Below are 21,517 nucleotides of genomic sequence, written 5' to 3'. Positions count from 1 at the left end.
ATGGGGCGTGTGCCCTTTGGAGCTTCAAATGATCTACGATTTCAGCACCCTGCCTTCGCAGGACCGCTACCGGCTACTCTCAAACTTCGTGGCCCCACGCCCTGTGGCGCTGATCACAACGCGCGATGTGAACGGGCGCGCCAACGCTGCCCCTATGAGTTTTTTCAACGTGTTTTCGCATGACCCAGCGATTGTGGCTGTTGGCATTCAAGACCGCCCCGATGGCCGCACCAAAGACACGATGGCCAATCTGCGTGCAACGAGCGAATTCACAGCCCATATCGTCGACATGCCGATGGCGGAGGCCATGTTGATCTGCGGTCTGGATTTTCCACCGGAGGTGGATGAGCTTTCGCTTGCGGGGCTGACGTCACGCTGCGGTGAAAAAACGGGCGCACCGGTGATTGAAACCGCCCCCGTTGCGATGGAGTGCCGCGTCGAGCGGATGATTGAATGGCCCGAGCGCGCGATCATCTTAGGCGAAATTGTCTCGATGCATATTCGCCCCGATTGCTTTGCCCCAGGCGGGCGATATGCCAACCCCGAAACATTCCAACCCATCGCACGCTTACATGCCGACAATTATATCGTCGCGAACCGCCAATTCGAGATGGTCGCACCTGACCGCGAGGTCCTCCTTACCAAAGCGAAGTGCCCAACGTGATGAACCAAGACGTTTTGCTTCATGTGATCAATCCCAATTCGACGGCCTCCATGACCGATGCAATCGGTCGCGCCGCAAGATCCGCTGCCCGCCCCACAACCCGATTATTGGTGCAAAATCCCGCGAACACACCGCCGAGCTTAGAGGGGACAACCGATCAAGCGCTGGCCATCCCCGCAATGTTGGCGGCCATAACGCAGGCCGAACGAGACGGCGCCCGCGCGCATGTCATTGCTTGCTTCGACGATCCGGGCATAAGCGCCGCACGTGAGATCGCCACGCGCCCCGTGATCGGCCTGTGCCAAGCTGCGCTTCAAACCGCAATGATCCTTTCAACCCGCTTCACCATCATCACCACCCTACCCCGCGCGGTGCCGCATATCGAAGACCTTGCCGCCCGCTACGGGGTTGGAAAATCCTGCCGACGCGTGCGCGCCATTGACTGCCCCGTTCTAGAATTAGAAACCAATCCAGACGCAGCCATGCGCAAAATGAGGCAAGAAATCGCTCGCGCGAAAACTGAGGACAGTGCTGAGGCCATAATACTTGGTTGCGCGGGCATGGTGGAAATGCGCGCGCCTCTTTCACGTCAATACGGATTGCCGGTGATCGACGGTGTCACATGCGCCGTTTTGCAGGCAGAAGCACTCGCGACCGCAGAATTCCTGACGTCTACGATTGGAGCATCTGCGGCACCATACGCAAAGATGCCTTGCCCCCAAGCCCACCGCATAATGCTTTAATTTAAAAGAACACTGCGAAGGGGAACTTCGACCCTGTTTCGAGGTCGCTTCGTTAGGCCGGAAAACGCCTCAAGAACAGCGGGGGCAGCACGCGGTTCGACAAGCATCACGTCGGCTACGCTGTCCAGATCCTTAGCGCGTTGAACACCCAGATATACTCCACCAATGATAACAACCCATTTCATCACCTCAGTTCTCTCAAATGCATCTGTCATGATTGCCGTTTCAGGATCACGATTGTGACGCGCATCTACCTGTCTTGTGAACCGAATACCAAATCCAAATGATAGATTTTGGTTTATGTGAAATTCTCGGTTGGGGAGCTCCTGAATGAAAGCCATTTATTCGCCCCCAGCATACGAATTTTGTTGCACTGGGGCAGCCGAGCCAATTCTTGCCTTCGCCTTAGGACGACACAAAGCAGACTTGAGCTCGGCTGGCGCCCCCCCTCAGTTCATTGCGGATCGCTGCGCAGGGCGTTTACATATCAAGGCTTGCCCGCCACAATCCGGTCAAGGATCAACGCGCAGAACAAGATCGCAAGACCAGCCAAGAGACCTTGACCCGCAGCAGCATATTGCAACGCTTCAAGGACGTCTTCACCGAGACCTTTGGCGCCGATGAGCGAGGCGACAACCACCATCGCGAGAGACATCAAGATCGTCTGATTAACGCCAGCCATGATGGTTTTGGAGGCCAAGGGCAAATCAACACGCCACAAAAGATAGCGAGGTGTAGCGCCAAAGGCGAGCGCGGCTTCTCGGACGGCTGCGGGCACTTGTTGCAAACCCAAGACGGTGAAACGGATGGCGGGCGGGCTGCCAAAGATCATAGTGGCAATGACGCCTGCGGGCTTGCCTGCGCCAATAAACGCGACGACCGGAATCAAGTAAACGAAGCTCGGCATGGATTGCATAAAGTCCAAAATCGGGCGCACGATCGCAAAGGCCCTTGGGCGACGCGCGCAGAAAATCCCAAGCGGCACACCCAATGTCACAGAAATCAACGCCGCAGCACCTAGTAAAGCGATGGTGGTCATGGCTTTTTCCCAGAAATCCAGCAATCCCAGATAGGCAAGCGCAGCACCGGTAAAAATAGCCACCCGCGGCCCCGCACTGAGATAGGCCAGAAGAACGATGACCAATCCGACGACCGGCCATGGAGTTTGCACGAGAGCCACTTCGATCCAATCCAGCAACGTCCGCATGCCGATTGTGATCGCATCAAAGAACCCACGTCCATGGATTTTGACCCAATCAAATCCGGCTTGCACGCCGTCACCGACATTCAACCGCCAGTTTCGATTTGTTGGAAAGGCGTTAAGCACTTCGAAGGCATCGGGTTGCGCGAACTTGATTGTCGACATCACGGCAATACCGACAAATATCATGACCGCAAAGACAAAGCGTGTGACGGACCAACCGCTCGCCACCGACGCATCTGAACGCCATCGTGCGAATTGCCCTTCAAGGGTCCAGTTTGCAATCGACCCTGTTATCAGTTTGAAAGCGATCAAAAGGGCCAGCCCAAATGAAACGTAAATGAGGCCGTTTGCGTCTGCTTGTGCGGCGGCATCTTGCGCTTTTGTAAAGGCCCCTTCCAATGACTCGGCGGCGCGTTTCAAGGCGTCCACTGAAGCGGCCCCTGCTTGTTCAGCCACTTCGATTTGTTGGCGGCGCAGATTCAGCGTCTCGCCAATTTGTTCTGCACGCATCCGCGCATCGCGCCCAAGATCCCCAAACAAACCTGTGCCAATCTGGATAAAGGCAAAGGTTTCCAAAAGCACAAAACCCAAGAACCACGACCAAAGCCCACGCGCGCCGAACCAGACGGGGCCCAGCAAGGCGGCGACAAAATTGAACGTAAAGCGATAGCCTGGAGCCTGCATCATATAGGCAAATGTTTTTCGGTAATATGTTGCGCTTTGACCGACAAACTCTTCCACCAAATTGCCGATACGAACTGCTGTTTCTGGCTGTATTTCTGACATGCCGAATTCCTTACGCTTGATGTTTCTGGATGGCACGGATGAGACCTTTGCGGTTGATGACACCGACTGTTTTGCCATCATTCACCACAGCCACAATTCCATGCCCTTCGACACAAAGATTCATCAGACTGCCCAGATCCATTTGCGGATGCGCGATTTTGGCGTCCTCGGGAACAGGCCCGTTCTTTGCTTCATGTTGACCGACGGGCATCATGACGGAATGGGCAAAAATCATATGAAGTTTTGAAATACCGGCCACAAATTCAGCGACATAGTCATCGGCAGGGTTTAAAATGATTTCTTCCGGCGTGCCAATTTGCACGACCCGTCCGTCTTTCATAATCGCAATGCGGTGACCGATGCGAATGGCTTCATCAAGGTCATGGGTGATGAACATGGTCGTCTTATTCAATTCGCGACTGAGAGCCATAAACTGCTCTTGCAGCTGTTTTCTGATGAGCGGATCAAGCGCAGAGAACGGCTCATCCATCAACAGAATTTCAGGATCGGAGGCAATCGCACGCGCCAAGCCAACACGTTGCTGCATACCACCCGACAGCTCATGCGCGTATTTGTCTTCCCAACCTTTAAGATCGACAAGTTCAAGCACGCGATCCGCTTCTTCCCAGCGGCGCGCTTTTCCCGTACCGCGAATTTCAAGAGGCATCGCCACATTGTCGCGCACAGATCTGTGCGGCATCAAACCAAAATTCTGGAACACCATTGCGACGCGGCGGTTGCGTAGATCGCGCAGACCTTGGGCATTCAAACCCATAACATCTTCGCCACCGATAAGGATTTCGCCTGCTGTCGGTTCGAGCAGCCGGTTCACATGGCGCACAAGCGTGGATTTGCCCGAGCCGGACAGCCCCATAACACAAAACAGCTCGCCGCGCTCAATTTGAAAGTTGGCATCGGCAACACCAACCACACAGTTAAAACGTTCTAAAACTTCAGATTTGCTGAGCCCTTCGGCATGAATCGCCGCCAGAGCTTCATCAGCGCGCGTGCCGAAGACCTTCCAAACGCCGCGTGCATCAATTGCTATTTCTTGAGTCATCCCGTCACCTTTGATTGGAGACGTCCAGCGACACCTGCCGCCGGACTTGATTTCGGTTCAGGGGCTTAGTTGAGGCCCAACCAGCTATCGACCATATCGCCGTGTTCAGTCACCCATTTGGACGCCACAGCTGAAATCTCCCCGCCTTCCACGACAACCGCGTAGGTGAGTTGAGACAATTGCTCTGCATCCATATTGATGTTGGCGAGAAAGGCCGCGGCGGCGGGGCTGCGATCCATAAGGGAATTGGAATAGGCGACAGTGACCGTTTTGACGACTTCACCACTGTCCACATGGGATTTTTCATACCAATCCGCGTCTTCGTTCGGCTGAACCATCACGTATGTGTCTGGATTGTGTTCAGGTTCTTCCAGCATAGTGATGTCATAGAGTGCGTGAACATAGTGCGGTGTGTAGCAGTAAAATGCGGCCCCTTTTTCCTCTGCGATGAGATCTTTCAAACGAGAGAAAAAGATGGTTTCGTCTTCGGTTGTCGGTGAAAGAAATGGCTCAATGCCGTAGTCGCGTACCCGTACTGCAAAGGTGCTACGAGAGGCCGCGCCCGGTGAGCCAACCCAAATCTCCCCCATGCCATCGCCATCAGAGTCAAACAATGTTTGCGCGTCCGGCGTTGCAAGGTCGTAAATGGATGTGATGTTGTGCTTTTCAACCATATAGGTCGGCACACACACACCCGCTCGGCCCTCATAACTGCCGGATGAAAGGCTGACCGTGCTTTTGTCATCGACATATTCATTGGTAAATGAGGCTTGATTTGGCAGCCACACGTCGGGATGGATATCGATGTCACCACGTCCCCCATCCATAGAGGCAAAGATCACCGCATTTGTCCCTGGCGCATAGCCGACCTCAACACCCAAGCGGGTTTCGATCACCGTGCCGATGATACTTGCCATGATTTTTGCGCCAGGCCAGCCGGGCTCGCCGACCATGACCTTTTCTTGTGCCATTGCGCTGGTGCTCGCAAGAGCCGCGGAAAGTGTCATGGCCAATGTAAATGTAAACTTCGTAAGTTTTTTCATGCTGTTCAGTCTCCGAGTTGGTTGGTTATGCACGTGCCCGCTTACGTTGCGGATCTATGAATGGAATATCTGCGACACTGGCGCTCAAACGCTTCATGCGCCCGTCAAGTTGGCCAATTTCAAGTTGGATATCGTTGTCGGCATATTCGACAGAAATCCGAGCGATCGCGATCGCATGTTCAAGTGTGGGAGAGCGCGTGGCAGAGGTCACCACGCCCACCTGCCGTTCGCCAGCCCAAACAGGCGCGCCATGTGATGGGACGTCGTCGCCCTTCAGCAGCAAGCCCTTGGTGACGCGGCGGGGGTCTTTAGCATTGCGTTCAAGGGCTGATTTTCCGGTGAAATCTGCTTTTGTCATATCGACTGCAAATCCCAGACCTGCCTCAAACGCATCGACGCCAGAAGCAAATTCTGCACCTGCGGCAGCAAGCCCCGCTTCGATCCGAATGGTCTCAAGCGCTTCTGTGCCCATGGCTGCCACACCAAACTCTTCACCTGCCTCAAAAATGGCATCCCAGATCGCCAAAGCGTCTGCCTTTGCGCAAAAAATTTCATAGCCCAATTCGCCCGTATACCCAGAACGCGACAACATGAAGGGCGCGCCGTCACGATCATTCAAACGGGCGACTGTTGCGCCAAACCATTTCAGGTGCTCCAAAGACGGGACATTGGGTTGGGTGAATACGATTTTTTTGAGCAGATCACGCGATTTCGGACCTTGGATCGCAAGGTTTGGCATGGCGTTTTGCAGCGCATGAACGCGCACTTGAAGATCATGTTCCTTTGCAAGGGCCGTCAACACGCGCCCGCTTTCCTCAGATCCACAACACCACCGGAACAAGTTCTCACCAAGACGGAACAGCGTCCCATCATCAATGACAGATCCGGTCTCATCACACATCAGCGTATAAGACCCACGCCATACAGCCAGCTTGGCGACATTGCGCGTGGTGGCGATTTGCAAAAGCCGTTCAGCGTCGGGCCCAACCACATCGTATTTGCGCAGCCCACTCATATCCTGAACAGTGACGGCCTCGCGACAGGCCCAATATTCTCCCAACATTCCCGTCGACGGAAAACTCACCGGCGCCCATAGATCGCGTGCCGGCGCAAAATGGTTGGTCAAAGGCGCGATCCGATCATGGAACGCTGAATTTTGGCTGATGGCCATAGTTGAATTTTCCTTTTCGCGATAAGCAACAGCGCGCCGGATCGGCGCGCTTGGCCGATAGATGCGCACATGAATGTCTGTGGGGTTCCAACCGTTCACGGGGTCTATTTCATCTGGGCAAGCCGTGGACGCACAAACCAAATCATCCATCGCGCGCATCGCGACGTAATCGCCTGCCCGCGAATAGCTTTCTTCGGTCATGTAATGATGCGAATTTTGATCCACCCATGTGTTCCAGAAAAAGTTGATCGCAGGCCAAGCAGATCGTTTTTTCACGCCGTAAGGATCTAGCCCGTTGGAAATATTGTCTGAACAATTCACATGCCCGGGAAACCCACGCTCCTCATATACGCGTGCCGTACAGGCGAGGCCAAAGGTGTCATGCCGCCCGCATGTGTCCTGCATCACATTCAGCATCGGGCGCACATCTTGGTCGAAAAACTTGTCGAACAGCCCCGGGCTTGGGAACGCCTGCCGCGACATTGAACGGGAGGCCGTGCCGTCGATCATCTGCTCTTCACCGCGATCCAAACCATCCGCACGAAACGCCACAAAGTCAGAGCACTGCTGCCCTTCCACATCGATGATCTGGAAAAATTCACCTTTTTTGACCTCATAGGCCATGCCTGTTCCACGCGAGATTGTAAATTCGTCACGAACTTCGCCAAGCTCTGGCGGCAAGCTGAGACGCCTTGGGGTTGCGGGTTGATGCGTGACGGCAATTGAGCCACTGTTGTCGCCAGACACCAAGGCTGATCGGTCAATCGGGTGCGCGATCCAAAGTGTAAAATTCCCCTGAGCTTGAAGGACGATCTGCTCTGCAAAATCATTCAAAACAGCGACTGGGATTGCATCTGTTGGATTGCCACCTTGCGCGCCAATCCATCCTACGAGGGCCTGCGCGTCGATCTGAGAGAGATCGAGCGCCTGTGATGCTTCGAGCCCCAAATGGGGCAAGGCACTTCGGCCCGTCGCGTCAAAAGCAGAAAAATGTAAGCAACCGCCATGGATAATAGCTGGAATGCTAAGCAAATCTCCTGCCTCCATCTCGACGTGCACCACCTCACGCGCGGCTATGGTGTAGACATTTGCAGAGTTATTTTTTGCAAAGCCGGGAAAGGAGCGACGAGGCGAGATGAGCCCCATTGTGTCGCAGGCCTGTATGAGTTTGTATCCGTACATAATTTGAAGCTTCTCACATCAATGAAACTAGTTACATGCTTGATGATACTAGTTTCATGCGTCAATATCATTTGTAATTATTTTGATAATCTCAGGACAAAACAATAAAATGGCTGAAAAAAGCATCAAAAAGAGAGCCAATCTGCGCGATGTTGCTAAAGCATCAGGTGTCTCTGTGGCCACAGTGTCACGTGTTCTCAACACACCCGAACTCGTGACGGAGACGACTCGCCAAGCCGTACAGGCGGCTATTGAGGCGTTGCATTTTGTACCGAGTGCCGCGGCGCGCTCTATCAACTCAGGTCGTTCCCACGTCATTGGCGCGTTGGTGCCAACCTTAGACAACGCGATCTTTTCGAGATTTTTAGGAGCCCTAGAGGCAAAGCTCAGCGCGCATGGATTGTCTCTGGTTGTTGCGACAACAGATGGCGATCCCGATATCGAGGCGCAAAAGGCGCAAAGATTGATCAATATCGGTGCCGAAGCTTTAATCGTCTCGGGCATCACCCATAGTCCGGAATTCGACCAATTGATCACCCGCACCCGTATACCAACGGTTGCGACCTCTTTTTATGAGGCAGACTATCGCTATCCGACGATTGGATATGACAATGCCGCGGCCTCTCGTAAAGCATTGGAATTTCTAATCGGTAAGGGCCATCAGGACATTGCAGTGTTTCATGGGCCAACCGAGCATCATGATAGGATGCGCGCTCGCTTGTCTGGGCTGCATGGACAGGGTGAACTTCATACTTATGAAACAGAGATTACTTTAGCAGGTGCAGGTAAGGCGATCGATGCACTTTTTCAGTCCAGCCCTCATATTACAGCAATCTTATGCCTTTCAGATGTTCTGGCACTTGGAGCGCTGTTCGGACTACAGCGCCGCAATATTCAAGTTCCAAACGACATTTCATTGATCGGAATAGATGACTTGCCATCCTCTGCCAGCGCGTTTCCGTCCATCACGACGATTCACTTGCCGGCATTTGAAATGGGTATTCGGACCGCTGATGCCGTCGCCAATTGGGTCGAGCGGCAGATTATACCAGAGCCACATCTGATAGATACGACATTGATCGTAAGGCAGTCCACCTAGCAGACAGTAAGCCCGCCCCTAAACCTGTAAGAAAAACCCGAAGTGACGAATGCTCCTCTGCGTGCGTTTCACACCGTCACGCAGAATCTACATGACTTGTCCAACTGGTTTAAGTCGAACAACGTCACCAGCATCGCCATGCTATCTAAGGGCATGCGCGCGGCGCTATCTCCCGCCTGCCCCACATCATCGCCGTGAAGGCCCTGCCGTCTTAAAAAAACCAGTGCCATTCTTGGCAACGCAGACTGGTCGCCTTGACATGATGACTTGCCTATTTTGACTGCGGCGGCGTTATCATTCAGGCCTCAAGAAGCTGCATGTTTATGGCGATCGCGACGGCTTCTGGCGTCGTTCGTGCCGCCAGCTTTCGGCGCAGATTGCGGCTGTGCATATCGACTGTTGGCAAAGAAATGTTCAACTCATGCGCGATTCTATCCCGCCGCAAGCCTGCGGCAAACAGGTTTAAAACAGCGCGTTCCCGAACTGAAAGTTCTGGGGCTTGGACATCAAGTGTTTCGGTATTCGCTCGCATCCAGAACAAAACGATACGCGCCAAACCGGGGTAAAACGGCAGAACATTGATTTGGAGAACCGAAGGCCTAGCTTCTTCGTATGGTATGAAAACCGAAGAAACAGGATGAATAGGATCACATGCTGCCTGCAAAGCATCAGTAAAGGATTGAACCGGCTTTACGACAAAAACCTCTGCGCCGTCAGCCCTGACATATTGAGGATTCATGTTCAAAAAATGTGTTGCCACGCCATTGCGTGAAATGATCCGCCTTTCAACATCAAGATCAAAATAGGCGAGATCATCCACGCCTGAATTGACGTGTTCACCTGTGGTCAAAAAAGAGACTGTGGTGTCGGTCATTTGCCTCAATGCCCTTTCGATAGATGCGCCGGATTGTACTCACTGTTGCGAGAACTATAGGAGGCATCGATCTGATCATTCGCCCCCCTAAAGGGGGGAATGAAAGAATGTACACGGCTGCCCCGAAGGTTCGCGTCCCATCATTCCGGTTTTGTTTTGGCTTGTTTTTTGAAGGGGAGTGCGCAAGATTAACTTCAATCCTTATGCGAAATGCTCGCCCAGCAATGTCAATTTTCAAAATTTTGCATCAAAATTCATCCGTTTGCAGGCCAAGCTGACAGACGATCAAAATGACGGGAAGAATAGTTCGGTGCCCACTCCAACGCAGTTCATTCAGGTCTTATCAACAGTCCTCAAAAAAGACCCTTTGGCGTTACCACCGGAAGATTCACTTTTGCTGCAACCACAGGATGAGGCCAGCAGTGAGCGTTTTTTTTATCGAAAATTCTCCAACTGCAGACTGCCTGCCAATCTATATGATCGGCTAGGTAAGCGACAAATCGACAGTCTTGTCACCCATGTTGGTGATGATTTTCCCTCTTTCATGCGAATGCCGCAGCGCTCTGCGAGTGGATGCGCCTTTGTCGTGAGCAATGATATGCTCTACTTTTTGTATGACCGCATGGAACGTTGGAGCGACGTTCCTGACCATGTCGCACTTATCGCCGTGCGCATTGATCCCGAACGGATTGCCTCATTGGCGACTTATGGAGGGGAAACACGGCTCACCCCGTCGGAATATCTGATGTTATCCCATCTTCTGACCGGCCTGGATTTGAAAGCAACGGCGGCGCTTTTAGGCACGTCTTATGATACCAAACGCAAGCAAAGTCAGGTCATCTTGGACAAGCTCGGCGCGAAGACACAAACGGGCTTACTAAGCAAATTATCCCTAGAAATTACGGCAGCTGTTCTTGATGAAATTTTACCGCTTCAAGATCGAAACCTTGAGGCAGCTCTGGTCAAACGTCAGTTCGGCAAAGATGTAACTGTGACGACGATCTCGGTCGGAGACGGGCCAGATATTCCCGTATGGGAATTCGGCGCACGACGCGGGCGACCTGTACTGTATTTTCATAGCATGCTGGCCCCTATCGTCTTCCACGATGACATGATCAACTTACTTAAGGCACAGAACCTGCGTTGGCTGATCGTGCCGAGACATTTTCTCGGAATGGATGATCGTTTCGATGTTCCAACACGTCTCAGCAGGTTCACGCAGGCCTTGGCTGAGACTGTAGAACATCTGTCTGATGAACCTGTGATCTGTATTGCAGAAAGCGCTGGCGTCCCATGGGCGGCACATTTTGCGCGGCATCATCCGCATATGGTGTCGCGGCTTGTCCTTGCGGCCACCCCGCAGCTGTTTCAGATGGTTGAGCAACCGAAAAAGAGCACGCTCTTTATCGAAATGTCGCAACGCCTGCGCCGAGATGAACGGGTTATAGCCGGGTTGACGCAGGTTTATAACGCGATCAGCCGCGTCCCTATTCTGGCGCAAAAAGGCTTGCTGCATATGTATCGGAAATCTGTGGCAGACACAGCCTGTCTGGATACTCTTTTTCAAAAACCACATCTGTCTGAATGGCTACGCCTGATCGCAAACCATGCCACCCTTGCCTCTATTGATGAGCTCACCAATCTGCAACGCAACTGGCTTGATGATCTTAAAAAGATAACCTGTCAGGTGACGTTCATTCACGGCACAGAAGACCCGATCAGTCCCATTCACGATATTCAGGCAATTGCGCAAACCTTACCGGATGCCAGTTTCCAAGCGATTGAAAATGCTGGTCATCTTGTTTTGACGCAGCACTTTAAGCCTCTGATCAAACAAATAACCAACGATGAGGGCCTGCGCCACATAGCATCCTAGCCTTTTTGGCCCGTGATTTTGTTTAAAATTGATACGACCATCCGATCCTGCAATCTGTTGACGCCGATTGGTAAAGCGCAATGTTTGAGTTCTGGATTTTATAACCACAGGACAGTTTTGGTGTCCCTCCCATGATCTTGATCCGACTGTCGGACACGGTAAAGCCGAACCGATAGATTTCATCGCGACGTGGATAATCTACTGCGGCGAAATCACTGTCATATCGCCTCACTGCGGCACTTAGGTTTACACCGGCGCGCAACGTGTCGGTGAGATTTGTTTCATAGCCCCCCCGCAAAGTGCCCCCCCAATACCCATGATAATCTAAAGAAGGTTTCGAGCGCTCGACGGTGCCGCCAAGGTGAATTATAGCACCTGTTTCAAGTCTTTTGTTCCACCCCAAATGCACTGAGGCAAAGGGGCCAGACAGGCTATCTTTGTCCAGATAATCGCGATACTCTGCGACACCGCTGAAGGTGAACTGAGTTTTCCCAGTGAAAGACCGAGACCACTGCCCATGCAGGCCCGTTGCAATACGATCAGAACTATCGCCCTCAACCTCGGCATAATAGGTGCGATCAAAATGCAGGCCGCCGAGAATACTCCCATGTGTGCCGACTTTTTTGATATCTGTTGTCACACGCCCACGCCAGTATCTCAGTTCGGGGTCGTCATACCATATCCGGTTAAGTGTTGCTCCGATTTCAAATGTCAGACCATCGGCGATCGGATGACGATACCTGCCATGCAGACCCACTTCGAACCCAATGCCAGATGTTTCTTCGCCACCGTCGTCGATTTCAAAACGTCCAATGAGCGTATCAAAAACGGTCTCTGATGAGGTGTTCCTGATATTCGTGCTTGGCAAGGCTGCGAAACTGACAGAGGCAACGAAAGGATATCGGGCCTGAAGCTTTGCCAGCGCCGCCAAATACTGTGTTTCATACCGACCATATTCAGGGCGCTTGAGCAGATACTGCAAAAAGGCTTCAGCTCTGCGGACCTGCCCACTGCGCGCAAAGGCTTCGGCCAAGGACAGTTGCGCAGGCAAATCTGAGGGAGCAATCCTGCGGGCCTTGGAAAAATAAACAATCGCCTTTTTCGGGGCTTCCTTGGTCAAGGCCGCCCGCCCAAGTTGCATAAATGTGACATAGGATTCACGAGGAGAGAGCGTACTCTCTGCCTGCGCGCCGCTTGCGATGCTCATGAAAGCCAATATCGCGACACACATCTGCAGCAAGGGAAAAGGATGCCTCATAGGCCATATCGCTCTTATGTTATGCAGGACAGTGCTGCGGGTTTCCCCGCAGCACTTTGACCATATTCAATCGTTACACACAGTTTACTATTCGATCGCAGCAAAACCGCCCTCGACGTATTCACCGTCAATCAAACCATCGACTTCACCAACAACGGCAAGCGCGCCATCGGAATCATAAAAGGTACCATACATGGACAGAGAAACCTCATGATCCTCGTCATCACTCAAAGTACCTTCAAGACCAGCCCCCATGGAAGTGCCAGTAATGTCACCCTCGATATCCAATGATCCCGTCAACGACGCTTCAAGGTCGGATGTGTCTTCGTCATAGAGTGCAAAATTATCCGCTGTCCCTGTCACTTCATCGGTTGTGAAGTTTGCGGTCAGGGTCAACTCGCCAATCGCTTCCAGATCTTCATCCTCTCCGAGATCAGAAATAGCGATTGCGCCGGAAAGAGTTGCGGTCCCGCTCATCATTTCTTCGGACGCTTCTTCAAGTTCTTCGTTCTCTACGGCCTCATACAGCGAAATCACTTCTTCATAGTTATCTGGAAGTTCATTGTCTCCGCTTCCCAGACAGGCGGCCAGAGGCAATGTGGCCGCAGCCAAAGCGGCCATAGTGTAAAGTTTCATGACTGTGTCTCCTAATTTATGCTGTTCGAATCCCAAACGGGGTCGTTCAAGATTGGCAAAACTCTCTACGATCTCGAAGTTTGGGCAACCTATAGGAACTTATAGGTTTACAGCCGCGCCAGAACCTTTAGCGGGCACTGCGGTGCCCTGAGCAACTGTATTTCACTGTTGGGCTAACGCCCTGTGTTTTAAGAAACGCCCAAGCTAGCGGGCGATCTCTGCATAGTTTTGGCCAATGGCTGCCGCAGTTTTTTGTAAAAGCAGAAGATGCTTATTTACAACGGCGTCGACTGTCGCATGGTCCGCCTTCCACACAAGATTGATCGCTCCAATAGGATGAGTGTTGGCGAGGATCGGGACGGCGATTGCCGAAGGTAAAGCGCCATAATCAACCGCGCGCCCCCAATGCCCATCTGCACGTACGGCATATCCTCGCTTTAAATTTCGTTCCAACAACTTCTGGACCCCAGGCAAGGAAGCACGTTCTTCGCGAGGCAGTTTCTCTGCGAGAACCTGCAAAGCCTTGGCCCGATCTTTAGCAGGCAAAACCGCAAGAAAAGACAGACCTAACGCGGAAAACACTGGAGATGGGCGATAACCAATGACCTCTGGATAGACACCGTGTCGCCTGAAGGCACGTGTTGAATCGGCAATCTCGGTGCGCCCGCCACCGATGCCGACAGCCAGATCAACCCCCAGGCCAGTTTGCGTGGACAAACGAATAATAGACTCCTTTGCAACCATAACGAGCCGATCCATTTGCTCTGGCATGCCGCCGATGTTTGGAAAGGCCGAGCCGAGTTGATAACACCCATCGCTGTTCCTTCGGATCAACCAACGGCGGTTTTCCAATGTCGCGCAAATCCTCATCAATGTTGGTTTGGGCAATCCGGTTTTTTCAGCCAACAAGGCCAGCGAACAGGTCCCGTTGGATTGGATCTCTTCCAAAACAGTCAAGCTGCGATCAATCGAACGATTCAATTTCAACATGGAGGAACGACCCTATTTTCAAACAAACTGCGTTTCATCTAGTGTAACGTTAAATCGACACGGGTGTCACCTCTCCCTAGACTACTTCTATGAGCAAGTATCTTGGGAGGATACGCGAGACGCTCGCGTGCTCATGCGGTCTGGGAGGACATCGTGACTAAATTGAAGAAAAGCTTGTTTTTAGAGCTCGCCATCACAACGCTGTCAGCGGTTGTGGTTGCTGTGGTTTTCTACGTATCGGTTTTTGGGGTATTCTCAGATTCCTATCTGCGTGTCGGCATGTTGGTGGTTGGGGGCCTTTTGGTGCTCTTATGCGACTTAAGATCGACAAAGAATGCAGTGGATAAGGGTATATTAGCTCTCATTTCGATCGCGCTCATACTTGGCGTTTACCAATATTTTCGAGCTGCCGAAGAAATCGAAACAGGCCTGTATTTCTTGTCCTCCAAAGACATTTGTATGGGATTTCTGGGGCTTGTCGCGATTGTTGAATTAACCCGACGCTCCGTCGGCGCGGTCATGGCTGTGGTTGCAGGGTCAGTGCTTATTTACGGCGCTTTCGGCCATATGGCACCGGGTTTCTTGCGCCATGCAGGCGTGTCAACAGAAGAGCTTATGACCGTTTTATGGTTCTCGTTTGATGGTGTGTTCGGGCGTCCAATGGCCACTGTTGTCTCTACAATTTTGATCTTCATCATCTTCGGCGCGTTGTTAGAGCTTTTGGCAATAGACAAAGTGCTCGTTAGATTGGCATTGGCCCTCACGGGTAAGATGCGCGCAGGCCCTGCGGTGGCCGCAACCGTTGCAAGCGGTTTGTTCGGGACCATTTCCGGCAGTGCTGTCGCCAATGTTGTGGGCACCGGTGTCATCACCATTCCACTCATCAAAAAGCGCGGGTTTTCTGCGCGCTTTTCCGGCGCCGTCGAGGCCGCCGCGTCAAGTGGCGGGCAAATCACACCGCCGATTATGGGCGCCGTAGCCTTTATCATGGCGGATGTCACCAGTGTGCCGTACCTCACCATTTGTCTCGCAGCGACGGTTCCTGCTGTATTGTATTACGGAGGGCTTTTTGTCGCGATTTCAAGCGCAGCGCGCAGCATGGATCTTGCAGATGAACCTCAACCTCGCGTCTCATTTGATTGGCGTGAAATCGCACAGATGATCGTTTTTGCACTCTCATTGGCTGGGATCGTCGTCACCATGGTTGGCGGATCGTCCCCTGCCTATGCAGGATTTATGGGCGTCGCCATTGCCGCCGTACTTGGTTTCGCACTTCGCCCTAATCTATTGGTCGACCTTGCGGGATGGTTGCGGTTTATTCGCTCCGCCGCAAAGATTTCGGCGCAACTGGTGATTATTGTTGGGGCTGTCGGCATTGTCATTGGCGTGCTGAATTTAACAGGTGTCGGGCTGCGATTTGCGTCGTTGTTGTCAAATCTCGCCGACGACCAGTTGATCTTGTCGCTGATCTTAATGGCCATTGCTTGCTTGTTGCTTGGAATGGGGATGCCAACGGTTCCCGCCTATTTGATCATTGTGCTTGTCATGGGCCCATCTTTGCAAAAATTGGGCGTACCAATCATCCACACCCACTTATTTGTGCTGTATTTTGGCGTGCTCTCAGCCATCACACCGCCTGTGGCCTTGGCGGCATTTGCGGCGGCCCCTATTGCGGGGTCAAGCCCGATGGCCACCGCACTTGAAGCATCTCGTTTGGCGCTGCCCGGTTTTGTTATCCCATTCGCCTTCATTTACAAACCTGCCCTGCTTCTTGGGACTGGATTTCCAATCTGGGAATCAGTGCAGGCGATTGTCTTTGTATTGCTTGCGGTCATCTTGATTTCGCGCGCCTGTTACCCGCGCCGCGACAAACTCTACATGGTGCCCGTCGGGCTTGGCATCGCCATTGGACTTATCTTTTTCGGACCGATTGCATCTTGGGGCGCGGCAATCGCCGCCGTCGCCCTCATGGCATTCGATCGCCTGGAACTAACAAACAAATCTATCATTTCATGATCTTGAGGAGGAGATACCCATGAAAACCACCACAATGAATCGACGCACAGTTCTTGCCAGTGCAACAGCCACTGCCGCAGCGGCCCTGTTGCCTCGCGCAGCTTTTGCTAAGGAATTGTTGCGTATGTCTACACTGGGACCAGGCACAAGCCCGAACCTTGTGATGACCACTTTCGCCAATATCATCAATCGCGAGTTGCCGGATTTTGAAATCCAAGTCAACGCGACAGGCGCGGCCACGCGTCATGTTCTAGAAGTCGCAATGGGTAAGACAGCCTTTTGCATGTCTTCGCCGGTCATTCATGCTCTGATGACAAGCCAGCGTGCAATGTATGCGAAAATGGATCAAGCGCCAGAATTGGCAAAGAAGCTGCGCGCAGTGCTGAACTTTCCGATGGGCATCTATCACATTGCCGTTTACGAGTCGTCGGGCATCACATCCTTGAATGACATCAAAGGCAAACGCGTTTTCCTAGGACCACCCGGTGGCGCGGCTTATACGACAATGAGCAGCCTGTTCAAATCACTTACGGGACTTGAAGAAGGCACCGACTATGAAGCTGTAAAACTTGGCTGGGACGCGGCAGCAGCGGCGTTTCAAGACGGCAACCTTGATGTGTACTGTAATCCGACCAATGCCCCCAGCCCGGTTTTGACGCAAATTGCGGTGACAAACCCGATCCGCTTTCTCGGCATTCCTGCGGACCAACTTGAAACAGAGGCCGTCCAAGCGCTTGTAAATCGTCCCGGGTTTGGCTTGGATACAATCCCCGTAGGTGTTTACGGCGATAATCAGGTCAATGAAACAGAGACAACAACATTGGGTGTAACTGTGGGGATCGTCACGCATGAGGATGCGAGCGACGACATGATCTATGAGATGACCAAGACCTTTTTTGCAGGTGTCGCTGAAATGCGTACCTCTGCGCCTTGGCTTGCCGCTATCACCCCTGAAACCGCGGTAAAAGACATCAACATGCCACTTCATTCAGGTGCAATACGCGCCCTTGAAGAGCTGGGTGTTTCGATCCCCGACATTGCGCGTGGATAACACATAATCTCTAGGGCGTCCGCGCCCTAGCGCACACTATTTGATGGTTTTACCACTGGAGTTTGCCGTGCCCAAGAACGTCCTTTTTATCATGTGTGATCAGTTGCGCTGGGATTACCTGTCCTGCACCGGTCATCCGACCCTTCACACACCCAATATTGATAAATTGGCGGCACGCGGCGTGCTGTTTGACCAAACTTACGTGCAATCCCCCATCTGCGGCCCCTCGCGGATGTCTTTTTACACCGGTCGATACGTCAACTCGCATGGCTCTACCTGGAACAACATTCCGTTAAAAGTCGGAGAAATGACTCTGGGCGACCACTTGCGACCTTTGGGGGTGCGCACAGCCCTGTGCGGCAAAACCCATATGACCGCCGACATTGAGGGCATGAAACGGCTTGGCCTTGCACCCGATAGCAAGATTGGTGCGCTGGTGGCTGAATGCGGGTTCGAACCCTTCGAGCGCGAAGACGGGCTGCATCCGAACGGGCCACGATACGCTCGCAATAACGCCTATGATCGCTTTATGAAAGATCGCGGTTGGCCGGATGAAAACCCGTGGGACAGCGTGGCGAACAGCGCCGAAGATGACGACGGAAACTTGCTCAGCGGCTGGTTTATGGACAACGCGGACAAACCTGCTCGCGCCGCCGATGAAGAAAGCGAAACCCCCTATATCACCGACCGCGCTATGGATTTCATCCGTGAGGCTGGCGACACACCGTGGTGTTTACATCTAAGCTATATCAAACCCCATTGGCCTTATATTGTGCCCGCGCCCTATCACGATATGTACGGCCCCGAGACCCATCTGCCGCCTGTGCGTTCCGAAGCCGAGCGCGCCGATCCGCATCCGGTCTATGGCGAATTTATGCAAGAACGGGTCTCGCGCGCCTTTTGCGACGATGAAACCCGTACCCGCGTTTTGACGGCCTACATGGGGTTGATCAAACAGATCGACGATCAAATGGGGCGCTTGGTGGCGTTCTTGGATGCACAGGGCATCACAGACGACACCATGATCATCTTTACCTCAGATCATGGCGATTATCTGGGAGATCACTGGATGGGCGAAAAGGAGTTGTTTCATGATGCCTCATCGCGTGTGCCTTTAATCGTTGTCGACCCCCGCCCCGAAGCCGATGCGACTCGCGGCACCAAATCAAAAGCGCTGATCGAAGCCATTGATGTTGTGCCGACCATTCTAAACTTCTTTGATGGCGCGGACCTGCCGCATATTCTTGAAGGACACCCGTTGCAGCCTATCTTGCATGGGCAAGCGCAGACCGTGCGCGAGGTGGCAATCTCCGAATACGATTATTCCATGCGCGACGTGCGCCGCCGTCTTGGTGTCGAAGTCAAAGATGCCAAGCTGACAATGCTATGTGATGGACGATGGAAATATGTGTTCGCTGAAAGGTTTCGTCCGATGTTGTTTGATCTTGAAAACGATCCGGACGAGTTAACGGATTTAGGCGCAAACCCGGATTTCGCACAAGAGTGTCAGCGTATGGAACGCCACTTCTTTGATTGGGCGCGCCGCACATCACAGCGCACAACCTGTTCCGACGCTTGGATCGCAGCGCGTGACAGCATTTACGGCGAGGCGAAATCCGGCATCCTCATCGGGTACCGCAACGAAGCCGAACTCAACGACTTCTTGGCAAAAGAAGATAAACAACCTAAGCCAATAAAAACATGAAGATAGCAGGCGCGACACTCAGATATCTCTCGCTCAATCGACCATGGTTGCATGACAGGGAGAAAGGCGATTGGAAAGCGGACGCAATCGCGGGCCTGACGAATGCAACGATTGTCTTGCCGCAAGGGGTGGCCTTTGCGACGATTGCGGGCCTGCCACCAGAATACGGATTGTTCACCGCAATCATCGTGACCGTCGTGGCCGCGTTTTGGGGCTCTTCTCGGGTTATGGTGTCTGGCCCAACCACAGCGATTTCTGCTGTTTTATTTGCCTCGCTGAGCAGTCTCGCCCTGCCTGGAAGTGAGGCCTATATCGCACTCGCGCTTTTGTTGACCTTGATGGTTGGGGTGCTTCAATTGGCGGCGGGTCTGGCGGGCCTCGGTGGCCTTATCGCCTTTATTTCCCATTCGGTGATCGTTGGGTTCACCGCCGCCGCAGCCGTGCTAATTGGAGTGTCCCAGCTCGGGCCGACTTTGGGGCTGGACAGCGGGACTGGCGGTGTAATGCATCGTGTGATGCAGGTCGCCGCGCATATCGACAAGGTGAACATGGATGCGGTGATCATCGCGGCGGTGACATTGGCAAGCGTGATCGCCTGCGCGCGGATCAGCCGCCGTCTGCCGAATTACATCATCGGCTTGGTGCTTGGCGCTGCCACCGGACATCTGCTTGGCGCGCAGGCCTCTGGTGTGAAGATGTTCGAACCTTTAGGCGCTGTCCTGCCAGCGCTGCGCGCTCCGGCGCTTGATGTTAGCACAATAAGCGCTCTCTTGCCTGCGGCGGCAGCCGTGGCCTGTGTGGGGCTTCTTGAGGCGATTTCTATAGGCAAGTCTTTCGCCATTCGACGCGGCGAGACTTATGATTCAAATCAGGAGATGGTTGGACAGGGTCTATCGAACCTCACAGGAAGCTTCTTTCAATGCTATGCGGGATCGGGCTCTTTTACGCGCTCAGGCCTGAATGCCGAAAGCGGCGCGACCTCGCCACTGTCTGCCATTTTCGCCGCTGGATTTCTCGCCGTGTTGCTGGTGCTTCTTGCCCCTTATGTGCGCTTCGTTCCAGTGCCTGCGATGTCCGCGGTCATTCTTTATGTAGCATGGAAACTGGTCAATATTTCCGAAATCAAACACGTTTTGGTCACCAGCCGATCAGAAAGTTTCATTCTTGCAGCAACGTTTTTAACAGGCATTTTTTCCGAACTCGATTTTGCAATCCTCGTTGGGGTTGTCGCCTCTTTATCCGTGTTTCTAAACAAAAGCGCGCACCCCTTAGTCGCGGTTGGTGCGCCGACCGTGGTCAACAACCGGCGCGCTTTCATGAATGTGAAAATGCACGGATTGCAAGAATGCCCTCAAATCAGATTTGTTCGTATTGAGGGACCATTGTTTTTTGCGTCCATCGAACACATTGAGCGCGCATTTCGAAAGATGGAGGAAAAAGACGGCTACAAGACCTACATTTTAAATTTGAAAGGGGTCGGAAAAATCGACCTCGCGGGCGCCGATTTCATTGTATCAGAGGCCAAACGAGCGCGCGGTCATGGACAGGACGTACATCTTATCGCGGCCAATCCCAGTGTTTTGAATGTTCTAAGGCGCCTCAACTGTCTTGATGTTCTGGGTGAAAACAACGTTCATGCCCATAAATCCGAGGCGATTGGCGTGAATGTCTCTCTTGCGAGCGATACGATTTGCGGCACATGTGAGGTCCGCTGCTTTGATGAATGCAAGAATAAATCGAGCCCTTAATGGCAACCGACTGCCAACCAAACACCATTTTGAATCCGCCTACCGTGGCGTCTTATTTACAGTCCGCTTGATGAACCCAGCGTTGAGTTTTGATGTTTTGACGATTTCAGTTTGTGTGGGGGGATGTGAGTGTTCAAAGGTCTCATGATCTAGATCACAGCCCCCTTTTACTGCAAAGCCCCCTTTTGCGGATCAGTCCAAGTATCTTCGCGCGTGCGTCTTAGCGCGAGGCGACTTGTAGCGCCTGTTCCAAAACGTTCTGTTCCCCAATGTGATTGGCCAAAACAAGAATCAACCGCGCATTCAACGCATGGATGTCTGCCTTGTCTAGGCCATCATGGGCCGCGAGCAAGGCTGCATAGAAATCATCGGTGTTTTCAAAGTTTGGTAACGTATTCAATGCTGTCATGT

At 52.7% G+C, this 21,517-nt stretch carries 18 protein-coding genes; 8 read left to right on the top strand and 10 right to left on the bottom strand.

All coding sequences use genetic code 11. The annotated features are described in order from the left end of the window. Window positions 1-28 precede the first annotated feature (28 nt). Together KO497_RS11500 and KO497_RS11495 are read left to right on the top strand one after the other, a co-directional pair. Window positions 29-664, top strand: coding sequence for a flavin reductase family protein (locus tag KO497_RS11500; protein ID WP_215944112.1), 636 nt, complete (start codon window positions 29-31; stop codon window positions 662-664). Next, entirely contained in the window at window positions 664-1,407 is a 744-nt protein-coding gene (locus KO497_RS11495; RefSeq protein ID WP_252729642.1) for an aspartate/glutamate racemase family protein, read from the top strand. The genes KO497_RS11500 and KO497_RS11495 overlap by 1 nt, the downstream gene beginning before the upstream one ends. On the opposite strand, the gene KO497_RS11490 is transcribed toward KO497_RS11495, so the two are convergent. The 5 genes from KO497_RS11490 to KO497_RS11470 all read right to left on the bottom strand — a co-directional run bounded on the left by KO497_RS11490 (window position 1,404) and on the right by KO497_RS11470 (window position 7,703). After that, on the bottom strand, window positions 1,404-1,748 hold the full coding sequence (locus KO497_RS11490; protein ID WP_215944110.1) for a hypothetical protein: 345 nt from the start codon (window positions 1,746-1,748) through the stop codon (window positions 1,404-1,406). The two genes, KO497_RS11495 and KO497_RS11490, sit on opposite strands and share 4 nt — an antisense overlap. Before the next feature lie 146 nt (window positions 1,749-1,894). After that, on the bottom strand, window positions 1,895-3,397 hold the full coding sequence (locus tag KO497_RS11485; RefSeq protein WP_215944109.1) for an ABC transporter permease: 1,503 nt from the start codon (window positions 3,395-3,397) through the stop codon (window positions 1,895-1,897). A 10-nt stretch (window positions 3,398-3,407) separates the two neighbouring features. Next, entirely contained in the window at window positions 3,408-4,457 is a 1,050-nt protein-coding gene (locus KO497_RS11480) for a quaternary amine ABC transporter ATP-binding protein (RefSeq protein ID WP_215944108.1), read from the bottom strand. Window positions 4,458-4,522: 65 nt separating this feature from the next. Further along, window positions 4,523-5,500, bottom strand: coding sequence for an ABC transporter substrate-binding protein (locus tag KO497_RS11475; protein ID WP_215944107.1), 978 nt, complete (start codon window positions 5,498-5,500; stop codon window positions 4,523-4,525). 25 nt (window positions 5,501-5,525) lie between these two features. Further along, entirely contained in the window at window positions 5,526-7,703 is a 2,178-nt protein-coding gene (locus tag KO497_RS11470) for a DUF1989 domain-containing protein (RefSeq protein WP_252729632.1), read from the bottom strand. A 259-nt stretch (window positions 7,704-7,962) separates the two neighbouring features. Here KO497_RS11470 and KO497_RS11465 point away from each other — a divergent pair, with 259 nt between their 5' ends. Next, window positions 7,963-8,952 (top strand): LacI family DNA-binding transcriptional regulator, encoded by a 990-nt coding sequence (locus KO497_RS11465; protein WP_215944106.1) that lies wholly within the window; start codon window positions 7,963-7,965, stop codon window positions 8,950-8,952. A 298-nt stretch (window positions 8,953-9,250) separates the two neighbouring features. Here the strand turns inward: KO497_RS11465 and KO497_RS11460 are convergent, their stop codons facing one another. Next, window positions 9,251-9,826: a response regulator transcription factor gene (locus tag KO497_RS11460; protein ID WP_215944105.1), complete on the bottom strand. Its 576-nt coding sequence runs from the start codon at window positions 9,824-9,826 to the stop codon at window positions 9,251-9,253. A 598-nt stretch (window positions 9,827-10,424) separates the two neighbouring features. Here KO497_RS11460 and KO497_RS11455 point away from each other — a divergent pair. Beyond that, the gene (locus tag KO497_RS11455) at window positions 10,425-11,702 is read left to right on the top strand and encodes an alpha/beta fold hydrolase (protein ID WP_215944104.1); all 1,278 of its coding nucleotides are present in this window, start codon (window positions 10,425-10,427) and stop codon (window positions 11,700-11,702) included. Between the two features lie 22 nt (window positions 11,703-11,724). Here KO497_RS11455 and KO497_RS11450 read toward each other — a convergent pair whose 3' ends face one another. The 3 genes from KO497_RS11450 to KO497_RS11440 form a co-directional block, all read right to left on the bottom strand. Beyond that, complete coding sequence (locus tag KO497_RS11450; protein ID WP_215944103.1) at window positions 11,725-12,909, bottom strand: porin family protein; 1,185 nt, start codon at window positions 12,907-12,909, stop codon at window positions 11,725-11,727. 138 nt (window positions 12,910-13,047) lie between these two features. Beyond that, window positions 13,048-13,596, bottom strand: a complete 549-nt coding sequence (locus KO497_RS11445) for a hypothetical protein (protein ID WP_215944102.1) — start codon at window positions 13,594-13,596, stop codon at window positions 13,048-13,050. A gap of 204 nt (window positions 13,597-13,800) precedes the next feature. Then, the gene (locus tag KO497_RS11440; RefSeq protein ID WP_215944101.1) at window positions 13,801-14,586 is read right to left on the bottom strand and encodes an IclR family transcriptional regulator; all 786 of its coding nucleotides are present in this window, start codon (window positions 14,584-14,586) and stop codon (window positions 13,801-13,803) included. Between the two features lie 153 nt (window positions 14,587-14,739). On the opposite strand from KO497_RS11440, the gene KO497_RS11435 reads away from it, so the two are divergent. From KO497_RS11435 to KO497_RS11420, 4 genes are read left to right on the top strand one after another with little or no spacing between them, the layout of a single operon-like run. Then, window positions 14,740-16,602: a TRAP transporter permease gene (locus tag KO497_RS11435; protein WP_215944100.1), complete on the top strand. Its 1,863-nt coding sequence runs from the start codon at window positions 14,740-14,742 to the stop codon at window positions 16,600-16,602. 19 nt (window positions 16,603-16,621) lie between these two features. Beyond that, entirely contained in the window at window positions 16,622-17,653 is a 1,032-nt protein-coding gene (locus KO497_RS11430) for a TAXI family TRAP transporter solute-binding subunit (RefSeq protein ID WP_215944099.1), read from the top strand. Window positions 17,654-17,696: 43 nt separating this feature from the next. After that, window positions 17,697-19,358 (top strand): alkaline phosphatase family protein, encoded by a 1,662-nt coding sequence (locus KO497_RS11425; protein ID WP_215944098.1) that lies wholly within the window; start codon window positions 17,697-17,699, stop codon window positions 19,356-19,358. Then, window positions 19,355-21,106, top strand: a complete 1,752-nt coding sequence (locus KO497_RS11420; RefSeq protein ID WP_215944097.1) for a SulP family inorganic anion transporter — start codon at window positions 19,355-19,357, stop codon at window positions 21,104-21,106. Before KO497_RS11425 ends, KO497_RS11420 begins: the two co-directional genes overlap by 4 nt. A 220-nt stretch (window positions 21,107-21,326) precedes the next feature. Here KO497_RS11420 and KO497_RS11415 read toward each other — a convergent pair whose 3' ends face one another. Further along, on the bottom strand, window positions 21,327-21,515 hold the full coding sequence (locus KO497_RS11415) for a DUF2783 domain-containing protein (RefSeq protein ID WP_215944096.1): 189 nt from the start codon (window positions 21,513-21,515) through the stop codon (window positions 21,327-21,329). Window positions 21,516-21,517: the final 2 nt, after the last annotated feature.

The organism is Pacificibacter marinus (assembly GCF_018860665.1).
GTDB lineage: Bacteria > Pseudomonadota > Alphaproteobacteria > Rhodobacterales > Rhodobacteraceae > Celeribacter > Celeribacter marinus_A.
The sequence above is the reverse complement of the archived record's forward strand: the minus strand, read 5'-3'. Positions and strand labels throughout refer to the sequence as shown.

What these genes read in the sequence shown, in the direction of transcription:
- KO497_RS11450 (WP_215944103.1), bottom strand. Translation starts at nt 12,909, where the DNA reads ATGAGCATCGCAAGCGGCGCGCAGGCAGAGAGTACGCTCTCTCCTCGT.
- KO497_RS11420 (WP_215944097.1), top strand. Translation starts at nt 19,355, where the DNA reads ATGAAGATAGCAGGCGCGACACTCAGATATCTCTCGCTCAATCGACCA.
- KO497_RS11455 (WP_215944104.1), top strand. Translation starts at nt 10,425, where the DNA reads ATGCTCTACTTTTTGTATGACCGCATGGAACGTTGGAGCGACGTTCCT.
- KO497_RS11480 (WP_215944108.1), bottom strand. Translation starts at nt 4,457, where the DNA reads ATGACTCAAGAAATAGCAATTGATGCACGCGGCGTTTGGAAGGTCTTC.
- KO497_RS11485 (WP_215944109.1), bottom strand. Translation starts at nt 3,397, where the DNA reads ATGTCAGAAATACAGCCAGAAACAGCAGTTCGTATCGGCAATTTGGTG.
- KO497_RS11440 (WP_215944101.1), bottom strand. Translation starts at nt 14,586, where the DNA reads ATGTTGAAATTGAATCGTTCGATTGATCGCAGCTTGACTGTTTTGGAA.
- KO497_RS11460 (WP_215944105.1), bottom strand. Translation starts at nt 9,826, where the DNA reads ATGACCGACACCACAGTCTCTTTTTTGACCACAGGTGAACACGTCAAT.
- KO497_RS11430 (WP_215944099.1), top strand. Translation starts at nt 16,622, where the DNA reads ATGAAAACCACCACAATGAATCGACGCACAGTTCTTGCCAGTGCAACA.
- KO497_RS11425 (WP_215944098.1), top strand. Translation starts at nt 17,697, where the DNA reads ATGGTTTTACCACTGGAGTTTGCCGTGCCCAAGAACGTCCTTTTTATC.
- KO497_RS11475 (WP_215944107.1), bottom strand. Translation starts at nt 5,500, where the DNA reads ATGAAAAAACTTACGAAGTTTACATTTACATTGGCCATGACACTTTCC.
- KO497_RS11465 (WP_215944106.1), top strand. Translation starts at nt 7,963, where the DNA reads ATGGCTGAAAAAAGCATCAAAAAGAGAGCCAATCTGCGCGATGTTGCT.
- KO497_RS11490 (WP_215944110.1), bottom strand. Translation starts at nt 1,748, where the DNA reads ATGGCTTTCATTCAGGAGCTCCCCAACCGAGAATTTCACATAAACCAA.
- KO497_RS11445 (WP_215944102.1), bottom strand. Translation starts at nt 13,596, where the DNA reads ATGAAACTTTACACTATGGCCGCTTTGGCTGCGGCCACATTGCCTCTG.
- KO497_RS11500 (WP_215944112.1), top strand. Translation starts at nt 29, where the DNA reads ATGATCTACGATTTCAGCACCCTGCCTTCGCAGGACCGCTACCGGCTA.
- KO497_RS11495 (WP_252729642.1), top strand. Translation starts at nt 664, where the DNA reads ATGAACCAAGACGTTTTGCTTCATGTGATCAATCCCAATTCGACGGCC.
- KO497_RS11415 (WP_215944096.1), bottom strand. Translation starts at nt 21,515, where the DNA reads ATGACAGCATTGAATACGTTACCAAACTTTGAAAACACCGATGATTTC.